Here is a 15,246-nt window from a genome sequence, read left to right as displayed (position 1 = left end):
CCCGCACGCGCAGAGCCAAGTGCACGACCGTACCGAGGGTGTCGTCATCAAGGCGACGCAGCCAAAGTCGACTCTGACAAATTGCACAAAAAAGGGCGGCCATTTCGGCCGCCCCTTTGGTACTCGCGATCGTTGCTTAGATTGATATCGGGTTTGGCTTGTCCGTATCGATCTTGTACTGCTTCACCGCCCGCGTCACATCCTTCGCCGTCATCTTCCCTTCCGCCGCCAGCGCCGCGATCGCGGCGTGCGCGACGTGGTACCGGTCCACCTCGAAGTGGCTGCGCAGGTTCGCCCGGGTGTCGCTACGGCCGAAGCCGTCGGTGCCCAGCACGGTGTAGTGCATCGGCACGTAGGCGCGGACCTGCTCGGGGTAGGCGCGGATGTAGTCGGTCGAGACGATCGCCGGGCCCTGGCGGCCTTCCAGCAGGCTGGTGATGTACGGCTTGCGCGGGGCCTTCGACTCGGGGTTCATGCGGTTGTAGCGCTCGGCGTCCACGCCATCACGCGCCAGCTCGTTGAAGCTCGGGCAGGACCAGATGTCTGCCGTGACGCCAAAATCCTTCTCCAGCAGCTCGGCCGCTGCGATGACCTCGCGCAGGATGGTGCCGCTGCCCATCAGCTGCACGCGCTGCTCGCCCTTCTTGGCCTTGCCGGCGTCCTTCAGCAGGTACATGCCCTTGATGATCCCCTCGGCGCTGCCCTCGGGCATGTCCGGGTGGGTGTAGTTCTCGTTCATCAGGGTGATGTACCAGTACTCGTCGACCTGGTCTTCGAGCATGCGCTTCATGCCGTGCTGCAGCAGGGTGACCACCTCGTAGCTGAAGGTCGGGTCGTAGCTGCGCACGTTCGGAATCAGCCCGGCCTGCATCATGCTGTGGCCGTCTTCGTGCTGCAGGCCTTCGCCGTTGAGCGTGGTGCGGCCGGCGGTGGCGCCCAGCAGGAAGCCGCGCGCACGCATGTCGGCGGCCTGCCAGGCGGAGTCGCCGATGCGCTGGAAGCCGAACATCGAGTAGTAGATGTAGAACGGCAGCAGCTGCAGGTTGTTGGTGCTGTAGCTGGTGGCGCAGGCCATCCAGCTGGCGAAGGCGCCGGCCTCGGTGATGCCTTCCTCCAGCACCTGCCCGGCGACGTCCTCGCGGTAGTACATCAGCTGGTCACGGTCGACCGGCTTGTACTTCTGGCCGTGCGGCGAGTAGATGCCCAGCTGGCGGAACATGCCCTCCATGCCGAAGGTGCGCGCCTCGTCGGCGACGATCGGCACGCAGCGCGGGCCCACCTGCTTGTCGCGCAGGGTGATGCTGAGCGCCTGCACGAACGCCATGGTGGTGCTGATCTCGCGCTCGCCGGTGGACTTGAGCAGGCGCTCGAACACCTCGAGCTTGGGCGCGGCGAGCGACTCGCTCGACTTGCGCCGGCGCTGCGGCAGGAAGCCGTTGAGCGCGGCGCGGCGCTCCTTCATGTACTGCACTTCCTCGGAGTCTTCGCCGGGGTGGTAGAACGGCACCTTGCCTTCGGCCAGCTGCTCGTCGGTCACCGGCACGTTGAAGCGGTCGCGGAAAACCCGCACCGCCTCGTCGTCCATCTTCTTGGTGCCGTGGGTCGGGTTGAGCGACTCGCCGGCCAGGCCCATGCCGTAGCCCTTGACCGTCTTGGCCAGGATGACGGTGGGCATGCCGGTGTTGTTCACGGCCTGGTGGTAGGCGGCGTACACCTTGTGCGGGTCGTGGCCGCCACGGTTGAGGCGCCACACGTCCTCGTCGCTCATGTTGGCGACCAGCTTGGCGGTCTCCGGGTACTTGCCGAAGAAGTTCTCGCGGGTGTACTTGCCGCCGAACGCCTTGCAGTTCTGGTACTCGCCGTCGACGGTCTCCATCATCAGCTGGCGCAGCTTGCCGGACGTATCGCGGGCGAGCAGCGGATCCCAATAGCTACCCCAGATGGTCTTGATGACGTTCCAGCCGGCGCCGCGGAAGTTGCCTTCCAGCTCCTGGATGATCTTGCCGTTGCCGCGCACCGGCCCGTCCAGGCGCTGCAGGTTGCAGTTGATGACGAAGATCAGGTTGTCCAGGCCCTCGCGGCCGGCGATCGAGATCGCGCCCAGGCTCTCGGGCTCGTCGGTCTCGCCGTCGCCGAGGAAGCACCAGACCTTGCGGTCGGTCTTGGGCATCAGGCCGCGACCTTCCAGGTACTTCCAGTTGCGCGCCTGGTAGATCGCCGCCAGCGGGCCCAGGCCCATCGACACGGTCGGGGTCTGCCAGTAGTCGGGCATCAGCCACGGGTGCGGGTAGCTGCTCAGGCCCTTGCCGCCGGTCTCCATGCGGAAGCAGTCGAGCTGGTCCTCGCTGATGCGGCCTTCAAGGAACGAGCGGGCGTAGATGCCCGGCGAGCTGTGGCCCTGGATGTACAGCAGGTCGCCCGGGTGGTCTTCGGACGGGGCGCGCCAGAAGTGGTTGAAGCCGACGTCGTACAGCGTGGCGCCCGAGGCGAAGCTGGCGATGTGGCCGCCCAGGTCGCCCGGCTTGCGGTTGGCGCGCACCACCATCGCCATCGCGTTCCAGCGGATGATCGAGCGGATCTTCCACTCCATCGCGGCGTCGCCCGGGCTCTTGGCCTCCAGGTGCGGCGGGATGGTGTTGATGTACTCGGTGGTCGGCGCAAACGGCAGGTGCGCCCCGGCGCGTCGGCTGACTTCGACCATGCCCTCAAGCAGTGCGTGCGCCCGGTCGGTGCCGTCGCGCGCGATGACCGCCTCGATCGACTCGATCCACTCCTGGGTCTCGGTGGGGTCGGGATCGTCCTGCAGCAGGTCGGTGAACGGGCTTTCGTAGGTCGTGGTCATGCGCCTCGCGGCCCCTTGGCCGCGCCTCGTAATGGGGGTGGAGAGATTGCTTCGATTCTATCAGCGGGGGTCGCGGCGGGGCTGGCCGCGGCTGGCGGAATGGGGATGCGGGGGCGTATGGGGGCCCATCCTGTAGGAGCGGCTTCAGCCGCGATCAAACAGCCGCCGGCCCGCGCTTGACCAATTGATCGCGGCTGAAGCCGCTCCTACAACGGCGCGGGGGTTGGACCGATGGGGGGACGCGGGGATCCCCGCTTTTTGGCGGGCGCGTGGTTAACCACGCTTGCCGGATGGGACACGCCCGCCTGCGCATCGGCCGCCAATCGCTCACCGGCCAGGTTTACCTGATCACCTTTGCCACCGTTGATCGGGCCCGGACCTTCGCCGACTGGGCGGTCGCCGCAGAGGCCTGCCGGGTGATGTCGGCTACGCCGGCGTGGCAGCGCTCGCGGCTCCTCGCCTGGGTGTTGATGCCAGACCACTGGCATGGGCTGGTGGAACTGGGTGGCTTCGACTCGCTGCCGACCTGCGTCGGGCGACTGAAGGGCCGCAGCGCGCGACTGCTTCGCCAGGCCCATCCGGGCATAGGGCCGACCGTCTGGGCCCCCGCCTACCACGACCGGGCGTTGCGCGCGGAGGAGCGGTTGGTGGATGCCGCGCGGTACGTGGTGATGAATCCGGTGCGGGCGGGACTGGTGCGGCGGGTCGCGGATTACCCGTATTGGGATGCGGTGTGGGTTTGATGCGGCCCAGGTCTGTAGGAGCGGCTTCAGCCGCGATCGTCAATCGGCACAGGTTGCCGTTAGTTGGATCGCGGCTGAAGCCGCTCCTACAGGTACTGCGGCGTTACCGCTCTCGGGCGGCGCGGATCTGGGCGTCGACGGCGGCGATGGCGGTCAGGTTGACGATGCGGCGGGAGGTCGAGTCCGAGGTCAGGATGTGCGCTGGCTTGTCCAGGCCCATCAGGATCGGGCCGATGGCCACGCCGTCGGTCGCCACGCGGAACATGTTGTAGGTGATGTTGGCCGCGTCCAGGTTGGGCAGGACGAACAGGTTGGGCCGGCCGCGCAGGGTGGTGTTGGGGAAGATCCGCTTGCGCAGGGCTTCGCTCCACGCGGTGTCGGCCATCATCTCGCCGTCGACCTCAAGTTTGGGCACGCGCTGGGCGAGGATCTCGCGGACCTTGCGCATCTTCGCCGCCGACGGGTTGTCGTGGCTGCCGTAGTTGGAGTGCGACAGCAGCGCGACCTTGGGCTCCACGCCGAACAGCTTGAGCCGGTAGGTGGCCTGCATCGTCGCTTCGGCGATCTGCTCGGCGGTCGGGTCCAGCTGCACGTGGGTGTCCAGGAAGAACCACGCGCCGGCGTCGTTGATCACGCCGGTCATCGCCGCGGTGCCGGTGACGCCGCGGTCGAAGTCGAACACGCTGCGCAGGTAGCCCAGCTTCTTGTGGAAGCGCCCCACCACGCCGCAGATCAGCGCGTCGGCCTCGCCCCGCTCCACCATCAACGCGGCGATCAGGCTCGGGCGCGAGCGCAGCAGGCTCTTGGCGGCCTCCACGGTGACGCCGCGCCGCTCGGTGAGCGCGTGGTACTGCTGCCAGTACTCGTCGAAGCGCGGGTCGGAATGGATGTTGGTCAGCTCGAAGTCGACGCCCTCGCGCATGCGCAGGCCGAGTTTCTCGATGCGCGCGTTGATGACCTCGGGGCGGCCGATCAGGACCGGGAACGCCAGCCCTTCGTCGACCACCGTCTGCACGGCGCGCAGCACCACGTGCTCCTCGCCCTCGGCGTAGACCACGCGCTTGCGGGTGTGGCGGGCGCGGTCGTAGACCGGCTTCATCAGCAGGCCGGTGCGGTAGATGAACTGGCCGAGGGTTTCCTCGTAGGCGGCCATGTCGGTGATCGGCCGGGTCGCCATGCCCGAGTCCATCGCCGCCTTCGCCACCGCCGGCGCCAGCATGACCAGCAGGCGCGGGTCGAACGGGCGCGGGATCAGGTATTCCTCGCCAAAGGTCGGGATCTCGCTGCCGTATGCGGCGGCCAGGTCACCGGCCTCCATCCGCGCCAGCTGGGCGATCGCGTGCACGCAGGCCAGCTTCATCGCCTCGTTGATCTCGCGCGCGCCCACGTCCAGCGCGCCGCGGAAGATGTACGGGAAGCACAGTGCGTTGTTGACCTGGTTGGGGTAGTCCGAGCGCCCGGTGGCGATGATCGCGTCGGGTCGGACCGCCTTGGCCGCCTCGGGCAGGATTTCCGGGTACGGGTTGGCGAGCGCCAGGATGATCGGCCGCTCGGCCATGGTCGCGACCATCTCCGGCTTGAGGATGCCGCCGGCCGAGAGTCCGAGGAACACATCGGCGCCCGCCACGATCTCGGCCAGCTCGCGCTTGTCGGTGTCGGACGCGTAGCGCGCCTTGTCGGGGTCGAGGTTGGGGCGGCCCGTGTGGATCACGCCGTCGCGGTCGAACGCGATGATGTTTTCCTTGCGCACGCCCAGCGCGACCAGCATGTCCAGGCAGGCGATGCCGGCCGCGCCGGCACCGGTGGTGGCCAGGCGGATGTCGCCGATCGGCTTGCCGGCCACTTCCAGTGCGTTGAGCACGGCCGCGCCGACGATGATCGCGGTGCCGTGCTGGTCGTCGTGGAACACCGGGATGTTCATCCGCTCGCGCAGCTTGCGCTCGACGATGAAGCACTCCGGCGCCTTGATGTCTTCCAGGTTGATGCCGCCGAAGGTCGGTTCCAGCGACGCGATGATGTCGACCAGTTTGTCGGGGTCGCGCTCGTCGATCTCGATGTCGAACACGTCGATGCCTGCGAACTTCTGGAACAGCACGCCCTTGCCTTCCATCACCGGCTTGCCCGCCAGCGGGCCGATGTCGCCCAGCCCCAGCACCGCGGTGCCGTTGGACACCACCGCCACCAGGTTGCCGCGCGCGGTGTAGTCGAACGCGGTGGTCGGGTCGGCGGCGATCTCCTCGCAAGCGAACGCCACGCCCGGCGAGTACGCCAGCGCGAGGTCGCGCTGGGTCACCATCGGCTTGGTCGCGGTGACCTTGATCTTTCCGGGCGGGCTCAGGCGGTGGTAGTCGAGCGCGGCTTGGCGGAAATCGTCGGCGTGCTTGGAGTCGGTGTCTGACATTGCCTGGGGGTGCGACCGGAGGAACCAGCGATTCTAGCCACCGCGGGGTGCATGCGCCGGCACGGCAGTCGGCCTTTCGGTCTCAGATGTCGAAGAATCCGCTGTCGTCGACCGCGTCCAGCCGGATCTGGTTGGCGAACAGCGAAAACGCCAGGACTCCCGCCAGGCCGTTGGCGCGGGCCACCCAGCGCGGCATCCAGCGCGGCGGCAGCAGCACGCCGGCCTCGAACAGCGGGGCGAAGCGCTGCACGTCGGCCAGGGTCATCTTGCCGGCGAACAACCAGCGGCACAGGCGCAGCTGGCGCGTGCGCAGGGCCCAGCGGAAGAACGTATGCACCCCGATCAGGCCGCGCAGGTACACCGCGTCCTTGGTGAACGCCGCGCCGCCGGTCACCGGCACGCCGCGGAACACCCGCTGGGCCGAGGCGAAGCTCTCCTCGGGGCTCTGGCCGGCATCCAGGAAATAGCGGAACACCTCGATGAAGTCGGCGCCCTCCAGCGCCATTGCCACCGCCTCGATCCGCAGGCTCAGCCGCTTCATCCGGCTGATGTCGATGCTGCCGGTGATCTGCTCGGCAAACGTCGCCAGCCCTTCCTGGGTGGCGGTGGCGCGCGGCGACGACAGCGCCAGGCTGGCCAGCACCGGCTGCTCGCGGCCGTTGAGCGCGCTGAGCGAATGCACGAACGCCTCGTGCTGCAGCAGCTGGTCGCGGTCGTAGTCGCTGAACGATGCGGTGGTGCGCAGCCGGATGCGGGTGGCACCGGCGGCGGCCTTGGCGATCAGGTCGGGATCGAGCTCGACGTCGATCACCCGCTCGCCGAAGTAGTCGTCGAGGTCGCGCTGCAACTGCAACTGCAACGCGGTGGCGGAGATGGTGACGTGCTCGGACGGCGCCAGCAGCTCGCGGTCGAACTCGTCGGCGATGGACAGGAAGTGGCGGGCGGCGACGCGGGCGTCCGGGCCGTCGCCGGGCAGCGGATCGAACGGGCTGCCGTACAGTTGGATCGACAGGTCGGTAACCGCCGCGGTGCCGAGGTGTTCGCACACTTGGGCGGCGGTGTCCCAGCTGCGGCAGGCATCGATCAGGTACTGGCCGAGCGGGTGTTCGGGGTCTGCCTCGGCGGCGACCGCTGCGAGCTCGGACCGGGTCGCGGAAAAGTCGTGCCGCGGGTACTCGATGACCGGCAGGCGGACCACGCCGCGGGCGTACTGGGCGACGAAATCGGTCTCCATCCCGGCCGGCCAGCTGGCCAGGTTCAGCAGCCGCACGTCCCGCGCCGCCTCCACCATGCGCGCGTCGAGCGCGGCATGGTGGGTGACGTCGGGCGGGAAGGTCGCGTGGGTCATCCGGCGGGCGCTCGCTCTGCGTGGGTGCGCGTCGTCTGGAGCTTACCCCGGGCGGGCGTGCGGTGGCCTTGGTTTGTAGGAGCGGCTTCAGCCGCGATCGGATGGTCGTCCGCCCGCGCCGACTCCACGATCGCGGCTGAAGCCGCTCCTACCGATGCGTTGTCAGCGTTTGCCGTTACGGTTGTCAGCGCTTTCCGTTGCGGTTGTCGGGCTTGCCGGTGGGCGGCTTGCCGGGCGCCTTCTTGTCGACGCTCTGCGCGCGACGGTGGGCAAGCCGGTCGGCGGCGCCGGCCACCTCGTCACCCAACTTGAGGTAGTTGGCGAAGCGTTGCGGGTCGAGCCGGCCACCCTCGATCGCCGCTCGCACGGCGCAGCCCGGCTCCTTCAGGTGCCGGCAGTCGCGGAAGCGGCACTCGGCCGCCAATGCCTCAACGTCGCTGAAGTTCTCGGCGACATCCTCCTCGCCGGTGGGCTTGAGCTCGCGCATGCCGGGGGTATCGATCAGGCAGGCACCGGTCGGCAGCGGAATCAGCGCGCGGTGGGTGGTGGTGTGGCGACCGCGCGCGTCGGACTCGCGCACCTCGCCGGTCTTCATCCGCTCGATGCCGAGCAGCGTATTGGTCAGGGTCGACTTGCCGGCGCCGGAACTGCCCACCAGCACCGCGGTGCGGCCGGGCCTGAGCCATGGCTTTAGCGCGGCGACGCTGTCGGGGTCGCGCGCATTGACCGCGCGTACCGCGATGTCCTGCGCGGCCAGCTCCACCAGCGCCGCGAGCGAGCCGGGCACGTCGTCGACCTGGTCGGACTTGGTCAGCACCACCACCGGCTCGGCCCCGCTGCCCTGCACCAGCAGCAGGTAGCGCTCGATCCGGCGCGGGTTGAAGTCGGCGTCCAGGCCGCAGACCACGAACACGGTGTCGACGTTGGCGGCGATCAGCTGCTGGCGGTAATGTTCGCCGGCAGCGCCGCGCTTGATCGCGCTGCGGCGCGGCAGCAACGCGACGATCTGGTCCTTGCCGGTCGCCGGCTCGATCAACACCCAGTCGCCGACCGCGGCACGCTGCTCCGGCGGGACGCCTCCCTTCTTGTAACTCGGCGGGCGCTGCCACTCGGGCAGCGACTCCACGGTGAACCCGGTGTCGGGGCCGTCGGCGACGACATAGCCACTGCGGTGCTGCTCGATCACCCGGACCGGGCGGGCATCGGGGTGCTGCAACAGCGCTTCGCGCCATTCGGCGACCGCGGGCTGGCCGTCGTCGTCGAGCGGCCAGCCGATCGCCTGCAGGGCGAGTTCAGGGGTCATGTTTCCGGGCGCGGCGTGGTCATGGGGCGGATTCTAGCCGTGGCCGTGCGGCGCGTTGCGCACCGCCCGTTCATACGCGGCCGATAGTTGCCCCCCGAGGTAGGAGCGACGTAAGTCGCGACCTGTAGATCGTTTCCCCGGGATTCGGATCGCGACTTACGTCGCTCCTACAAGGGCCCGGCGCGAGGGGTCCGGATGCCGGGGCTTTTCCGCTAGGCTGGCGGCTCCCCCATTCGCCCCTGCACCGATGTCGCCGCCGACCCTCGCCACCCGCGCCCGCCTGTCCGAAGTCCGTTACGAAATCCGCGGCGAGCTCGCCCGCCGGGCACGCGAGCTGGAGGCCCAGGGCCGGACCCTGATCAAGCTCAATATCGGCAACCCGGGCGCATTCGGCTTCCGTGCACCCGAGCATCTGCAGCAGGCGATCGCCGGGCGCATCGCCGACACCGACCCCTACACCCACCAGCAGGGCCTGCCGGCCGCGCGCGAGGCCATTGCCACGTTCCACCACCAGCGCGGCACGCCCCATGCCAGCGCCGAACGGGTATTCATCGGCAACGGCGTCAGCGAGCTGATCGACCTGTCGCTGCGTGCGCTGCTGAACCCGGGCGACGAGGTGCTGCTGCCGTCGCCCGACTACCCGCTGTGGTCGGCCGCGACGATCCTCAACGACGGCCGGCCGGTGTACTACCGCTGCCACCCCGACAACGGCTTCCTGCCCGACCCGGACGAGATCGAGGCACTGGTGACCCCGCGCACGCGGGCGATCGTGCTCATCAACCCGAACAACCCGACCGGCGCGACCTACCCGCGCGCGCTCCTTGAGCGCATCGTCGCGATCGCCGCGCGCCACGGCCTGCTGCTGATGGCCGACGAGATCTACGACTCGATCCTGTATGACGGCGCCGGCTTCGAGCCGCTGGCACCGCTCGCCGGCGACGTACCGTGCCTGTCGTTCGGTGGCCTGTCGAAGGTGCACCGCGCCTGCGGCTGGCGGGTGGGCTGGGCGGTGCTGTCGGGCGACCCGATCGCCAGCGGCGAGTTCCACCACGCGATGGACCTGCTGGGCGCGCTGCGCCTGTGCGCCAACGTGCCGGGGCAGTTCGCGATCGAGGCCGCGCTCCACGGCGAGGACACGATCGCGCCGCTGTGCGCGCCTGGCGGACGGCTGTACGAGGCGCGCCGCGCGGTGGTGGAAAGCGTCGCCGCCAGCGAGCATCTGTCGCTGGTCGCACCAGCGGGAGCGCTCTACGCGTTCCCGGCGGTATGCGGCGAGGCGGCCCACGGTTTCGACGACCACGCGTTCGCGCTTGAGCTGATGGAGACCGAAGGGGTGCTGGTGGTGCCCGGCTCGAGCTTCAACGTGCCCTACCGCAACCACTTCCGCGTCACCCTGCTGCCGCAGCCCGACGAACTGCGCGAGGTGTTCGCGCGCATCGAGCGGGTACTGGCGCGGCGCGTCGAATCGTCCACCGGCGCGCGTACCGCCGTCGCCTGACAGACCGCGCACCCGCGCGTCCACCGGAGTTGCCCATGGCCACCGATCCCGCCGCCCTCACCTACCTCGCCCTCGGCGACAGCTACACGATCGGCGAAGGCGTCGCCTCGGGCGAGCGCTGGCCGGTGCGGCTGACGTTGGCACTGCGCGAGGAAGGCATTCCACTGGAGTTCCCTCGCACGCTGGCGACCACCGGCTGGACCACCGACGAGCTGTCGACCGCGATGGACGCCGCGCAGCCGCCGCTCGGCCGCTACGACTTCGTTTCGCTGCTGATCGGCGTCAACAACCAGTACCGCGGGCGCAGCACCGCCGAGTACCGCGGCGACTTCCACGAGCTGCTGGGCCGCTCGATCGCGCTGGCGCACGGGCGCGCCGACCGCGTGCTGGTGCTGTCCATTCCCGACTGGGGGGTGACACCCTTCTGCGCCGCCAGTGGCCGCGACCCGGCGACCGTCGGACGCGAGCTGGACGCCTACAACGCGATCGCCGCGGCGCTGTGCGCCGAGCACGGCGTCGCCTTCGTCGACATCACCGGCAGCAGCCGCGCGCAGGGTGGCGACGCCGCGATGGTGGTCGACGATGGCCTGCATCCGTCCGCCGCGATGTATGAGCTGTGGGCGCAGCAGGCGTTGCCGGTCGCACGCGCAATGCTCGCCACGCCGTGACGGCCGCCACCCGACCGATGGGCGCCGCGCCGGCACGCGCGATCGCCGCCGCGTTCGCCCCCGGCCATCCGCTGGGCAACCGCTGGGACTACTACTACAGCCGCACCAAGCTCGGCAGCGACCCGCTGTACCCCGGCGTCTGCGACGCACTGCGTGGCACGGCCGCGCCGCTGCTGGACCTCGGTTGCGGGCTGGGCTTGCTGGCGCATGCGCTGCGGGCCGACGCGATCGCACTGCCGTACCTCGGGGTCGACAACGACGCCGGCAAGATCGACCGCGCCCGGCGCGCGGCCGGACGTGCCGCCCTGGCGCAGGCGCGCTTCGAGCACGTCGACCTCGCCGATCCCGCGTTCGCATTCGACACGCTCGGCCACCGCGGCAGCGTGGCTATCCTGGACGTGCTGCAGTTCATCCCGCCCGCGGCGCAGGACCGCACGCTGCAGGCCGCGATCGCGATGCTCACGCCGGGCGCGAAGCTGGTGATCCGCACGGGGCTTGAAGACGGCGGCGGGCGGGCACGGGTCACCCGCGCGGTGGACGTGTTCTCTCGCGCGCTGGGCTGGATGAATGCCGGCCCCAGCCGCTACCCCGACGCCGATGCGTTGCGTGCGCGGTTCGACGCAGCCGGCCTGTCGTCGGAGTTCACCCCGCTGTACGGCAACACGCCATTCAACAACTGGCGCGTGGTGGCGACCCGGCCGGCGCGTAGACCGGCGCCTTACGGCTCGGCCAGCCACTCCCGCGGCTGCAGGTAGTCGCCCAGGCGCGATTCGGGGCTGCCCGGCTCGGGCTGGTAGCCGTATTCCCAGCGCGCCAGCGGCGGCAGGCTCATCAGGATCGACTCGGTGCGTCCGCCCGACTGCAGGCCGAAGTGGGTGCCGCGGTCGAGCACCAGGTTGAACTCGACGTAGCGCCCGCGCCGGTACAGCTGGAACTGGCGCTCGCGCTCGCCATATGGCGTGTCCTTGCGGCGTTCCACGATCGGCAGGTAGGCGACGAGGAAGCCATCGCCCACGGCGCGCATGTAACCGAAGTCGGTCTCGAAATCGCCCTGCAGGTCGTCGAAGAACAGCCCGCCAATGCCGCGGGTCTCGCCGCGGTGCTTGAGGAAGAAGTACTCGTCGCACCAGCGCTTGTGCGCGTCGTAGCGCGCCTGGCCGCCGAACGGTTCGCACAGCGCGCGCGCGGTGCGGTGCCAGTGCATCACGTCCTCGTCGACCGGATAGAACGGGGTCAGGTCGAAACCGCCGCCGAACCACCAGGCGACGGTCTTGCCGTCGCGTTCGGCGCGGAAGTGGCGGACGTTGGCGTGGGTGGTCGGCAGGTACGGGTTGCGCGGGTGGAACACCAGCGACACGCCGACCGCGCGCCACGAGGCGCCGACCAGTTCGGGGCGGTTGGCGGTGGCCGAGGGCGGCAGCCTGGTACCGGAGACGTCGGAAAAGCCGATGCCGGCCTGCTCGAACACCGCGCCATCGCGCAGGATGCGGGTCCGGCCGCCACCGCCGAGTCCGGCCGGGCCCGCCTCCCCGGGCGCACGCGTCCAGGCGTCCTCGACGAAGCGGGCCTGGCCGTCGGCCTGCTCTATCGCGGTGCAGATGCGGTCCTGCAGCCCGGTGAGGTAATCGCGGACGCGGATGAAGTCGGGGTCGGGGGAGTGCGCGGTCATGCGCGCATTCTAGGCGAGCGACGCAAACGATCCCGTAGGAGCGACGTCAGTCGCGACCCCACTGACAACCGGTTCCAGCGCGGTCGACGCGCTTTCGCGGCCATTTGATTGCCGGGACGCGTTGAGCGCGGCTTGGCCAGGCGTACGGCGGGTCGCGACTGACGTCGCTCCTACCGGGGGTGGCTTGCGCGGTGCAAAAGAAAAGCGCCTGCACACGGGGTGTGCAGGCGCGGGTGGGGAAACCTGGGGCCGGGCCGGGCGGGCTACTTCAGGTTGTCCTCGAACAACTCGTAGATCCGCCGGTACTCGTCGTACCAGCTGTCGGGGTGGACGAAGCCGTGGCGTTCGAGCGGGTACGAGGCCAGCTCCCAGTCGTCCTTGCGCAGCTCGATCAGGCGCTGGGCGAGCATCACCGAGTCCTTGTAGAACACGTTGTTGTCGATCATGCCGTGGGCGATCAGCAGGTTGTCCTGCAGGCCTTCGGCGAACTCGATGGGCGACGAGCGCAGGTACGCCTCGGGGTCGAGCTCGGGCGTGTTGAGGATGTTGGACGTGTACTCGTGGTTGTACTGCGACCAGTCCGTCACCGGGCGCAGCGCGGCGCCGGCCTTGAACGTGCCCGGCTCCTTGAACAGCGCCATGAAGGTCATGAAGCCACCGTAGCTGCCGCCGTAGATGCCGGCGCGGTCAACGTCGCCCTGCCGGTTGGCGCCGAGCCACGCCAGGCCGTCGAGGTAGTCCTGCAGCTCCGGCGTTCCCATCTGCCGGTAGATCGCGGTGCGCCAATCGCGCCCGTAGCCTTCCGATGCGCGGTAGTCCAGGTCGAGCACGATGTAGCCCTGCTGCACCAGCAGGTTGTGGAACATCTGCTCGCGGAAATACACCGGGTAACGGTCATGCACGTTCTGCAGGTAGCCGGCGCCATGCACGAACATCACCACCGGATACTCGCGCCCGGGCTGCATGTCGGCCGGCCCGTAGTACTTGCCCCAAATCGTGCCCGCCCCGTCGCTGGACGGAATCTGGACGATCTCGGGCTGCACCCACTGGCGCGCCTTGAACTCGGCGCTGCGGGTGTCGGTCAGCTGGGCGGTGCGCTCGCCGGTCGTGTCGACCACGGCCAGCTGGGTCGGCAGGTAGCTGTCGGAGTGGCGCACCAGCAGCCGGGAGCCGTCAGGCGAGAGCGCGAAGCTTTCCACGCCGTCGAGCGCGGTCACCTCGCGGACGGCGCCACCGTCGCGGTCGACCGCGCAGACCTCGTAGTCGCCCGGCCAGTTGCGGTTGCAGGTGAAGAAGAACGTGCGGCCGTCCGCGCCCAGCACCGGCGAGGATGCCTCCCAGTTGCCCGAGGTCAGCGCGCGCGGCTCGCCCGCACCGTCGGCAATGTAGAGATGCGAGTGCCCGGTCTGCTCCGACAGCAGCCACAGCGCACCGTCGCCGGTCCAGCCGAAGTCGTTGAAGCTCCAGTTGATCCAGGCGTCGTCGTGGAGGCGATGGCGCGTGGCAAGGGCAGCCTGGTCGACCTGCCCGGCCGCCGGGGACACGGTCGCGATCCAGCGGTCCTTGTTGTCGACCGCGCGCAGCAGCACGGCGGCGCTGCGGCCGTCGTCGCGCCAATGGATCGCCGGGCCGCTGCCGTCGCCGTCGGTTTCCACGCGCACCGGGCGGTCGCCTTCCAGCGGGGGCAGCTCAGCCTTCTCGCGCATCGTGGCGAGCGGGTCCGTGCCGATGCCGGGCAGGCCGTCGAACCCGAGCTCGGAGACCTTGCCGCTGGCGACCTCGACCAGCCACAGGCGATGCGGCAGCGGCGCGTTGCGACCGACCCGCACCCGCACTTCCTCGAACTCCTCGTAACCGGACTCGGTCACGTACTTGGGCATCTTGCCGGCCTGGCCTTCATCGGCGCCCTTGGCCTCGGTCACCACCAGCATCCACGCCGCGTCGGGCGACAGTGCGCTGTCGACGATCTCCAGGCCGTCGCCGAGGTAGGCCGGCAGCGGCGCGCGGGTCGGATCGACGGCGCGCCAGGCCTGCTCCTGCTCGCGCGCGGCCTCGCGCCGGGCGCGCTCGGTGGCGAGGGTTTCGATCAGCCGCAGCTGGCGGTCGCGCAGGTCGTCGGGCATCGGCTCGACCGCCGGATCCTTCTCGGCCTTGACGATCGCGGCCTGGCTGGTGCCGAGGCCGGCGTGCCACTGGAACCACTCGTTGCCGGCGCGGAACACGAGGTTGCCGCCACGGCTCCACTGCGGGCGCGACTCGGCGTCGTTGCTGCGGGTCACCTGGGTCAGTGCACCGCTGCGCAGGTCGCGCACGAAGATGTCGCCATTCCGCACGAAGGCCATGCGCGTGCGGCTGGCGTCGTAGGCCGGGTCGGCGGCATCGAGCTGCGCGCGCGCCGGGCCGTCCACCCGCACCGGCACGCCGCCGTCGACTCCGACTTCCCAGGTGTCGCGGATCGACTCGCCTGCGCGCTTGAGGTTGTACTGCGCGCGGGTGCCGTCCCACGACCACCACGCGCGTTCCACCGGCGGGCCGATCCAGTCCGGGTCGGCCATCGCCTGGTCGAGCGTGATCGGGGTCGAGGCGGTGGACGTGTCGTTGAGCGGTACGCCCTGGGCGGACGCGTGGCCCGGCAACAGCGAGGCGGACAACAACAGGGCGGCGGACAACGGCAGCAAGCGGAGCATCGGCAAGGGTCCCACGGACAAGTCGCCGAAGCGTATCAGCGACGTGCACGCGTGGGACCGGCCAGCGGTCATGGCCACGGTGACCGG

At 69.7% G+C, this 15,246-nt stretch carries 10 protein-coding genes; 4 read left to right on the top strand and 6 right to left on the bottom strand.

What is annotated here, in order from left to right; translation table 11 throughout:
* Positions 1–136: 136 nt before the first annotated feature.
* Positions 137–2,842 carry a pyruvate dehydrogenase (acetyl-transferring), homodimeric type gene (gene aceE, locus KOD61_RS01765; RefSeq protein ID WP_215219373.1) on the bottom strand — a complete coding sequence of 902 codons (2,706 nt, stop codon included), beginning with the start codon at positions 2,840–2,842 and terminating at the stop codon, positions 137–139.
* Between the two features lie 290 nt (positions 2,843–3,132).
* Here aceE and KOD61_RS01760 point away from each other — a divergent pair, with 290 nt between their 5' ends.
* Positions 3,133–3,585 carry an REP-associated tyrosine transposase gene (locus tag KOD61_RS01760; RefSeq protein WP_215219372.1) on the top strand — a complete coding sequence of 151 codons (453 nt, stop codon included), beginning with the start codon at positions 3,133–3,135 and terminating at the stop codon, positions 3,583–3,585.
* A gap of 103 nt (positions 3,586–3,688) precedes the next feature.
* On the opposite strand, the gene KOD61_RS01755 is transcribed toward KOD61_RS01760, so the two are convergent.
* The 3 genes from KOD61_RS01755 to rsgA form a co-directional block, all read right to left on the bottom strand.
* On the bottom strand, positions 3,689–5,986 hold the full coding sequence (locus KOD61_RS01755) for an NADP-dependent malic enzyme (protein WP_215219371.1): 2,298 nt from the start codon (positions 5,984–5,986) through the stop codon (positions 3,689–3,691).
* 82 nt (positions 5,987–6,068) lie between these two features.
* Positions 6,069–7,334, bottom strand: coding sequence for a flavohemoglobin expression-modulating QEGLA motif protein (locus KOD61_RS01750; RefSeq protein ID WP_215219370.1), 1,266 nt, complete (start codon positions 7,332–7,334; stop codon positions 6,069–6,071).
* A 184-nt stretch (positions 7,335–7,518) separates the two neighbouring features.
* Positions 7,519–8,637 (bottom strand): ribosome small subunit-dependent GTPase A, encoded by a 1,119-nt coding sequence (gene rsgA, locus KOD61_RS01745; protein WP_215219369.1) that lies wholly within the window; start codon positions 8,635–8,637, stop codon positions 7,519–7,521.
* 247 nt (positions 8,638–8,884) lie between these two features.
* Between rsgA and KOD61_RS01740 the strand changes: the two genes are divergently transcribed.
* Genes KOD61_RS01740 through KOD61_RS01730 form a run of 3 tightly spaced genes read left to right on the top strand, consistent with a single transcriptional unit; the run spans position 8,885 to position 11,558 of the window.
* Positions 8,885–10,135 (top strand): pyridoxal phosphate-dependent aminotransferase, encoded by a 1,251-nt coding sequence (locus KOD61_RS01740; RefSeq protein WP_215219368.1) that lies wholly within the window; start codon positions 8,885–8,887, stop codon positions 10,133–10,135.
* Between the two features lie 35 nt (positions 10,136–10,170).
* Entirely contained in the window at positions 10,171–10,803 is a 633-nt protein-coding gene (locus KOD61_RS01735; protein ID WP_215219367.1) for an SGNH/GDSL hydrolase family protein, read from the top strand.
* A 17-nt stretch (positions 10,804–10,820) separates the two neighbouring features.
* Entirely contained in the window at positions 10,821–11,558 is a 738-nt protein-coding gene (locus tag KOD61_RS01730; protein ID WP_215220235.1) for a methyltransferase domain-containing protein, read from the top strand.
* Here the strand turns inward: KOD61_RS01730 and hemF are convergent.
* Both hemF and KOD61_RS01720 read right to left on the bottom strand, forming a co-directional pair.
* On the bottom strand, positions 11,522–12,472 hold the full coding sequence (gene hemF / locus KOD61_RS01725; RefSeq protein ID WP_215219366.1) for an oxygen-dependent coproporphyrinogen oxidase: 951 nt from the start codon (positions 12,470–12,472) through the stop codon (positions 11,522–11,524). The genes KOD61_RS01730 and hemF overlap by 37 nt on opposite strands.
* 263 nt (positions 12,473–12,735) lie before the next feature.
* Positions 12,736–15,159: a S9 family peptidase gene (locus tag KOD61_RS01720; RefSeq protein ID WP_215219365.1), complete on the bottom strand. Its 2,424-nt coding sequence runs from the start codon at positions 15,157–15,159 to the stop codon at positions 12,736–12,738.
* Between the last annotated feature and the right edge of the window lie 87 nt (positions 15,160–15,246).

Source organism: Lysobacter luteus (assembly GCF_907164845.1).
Taxonomy (GTDB): domain Bacteria; phylum Pseudomonadota; class Gammaproteobacteria; order Xanthomonadales; family Xanthomonadaceae; genus Novilysobacter; species Novilysobacter luteus.
This window is presented reverse-complemented; position numbering and strand designations above follow the sequence as displayed.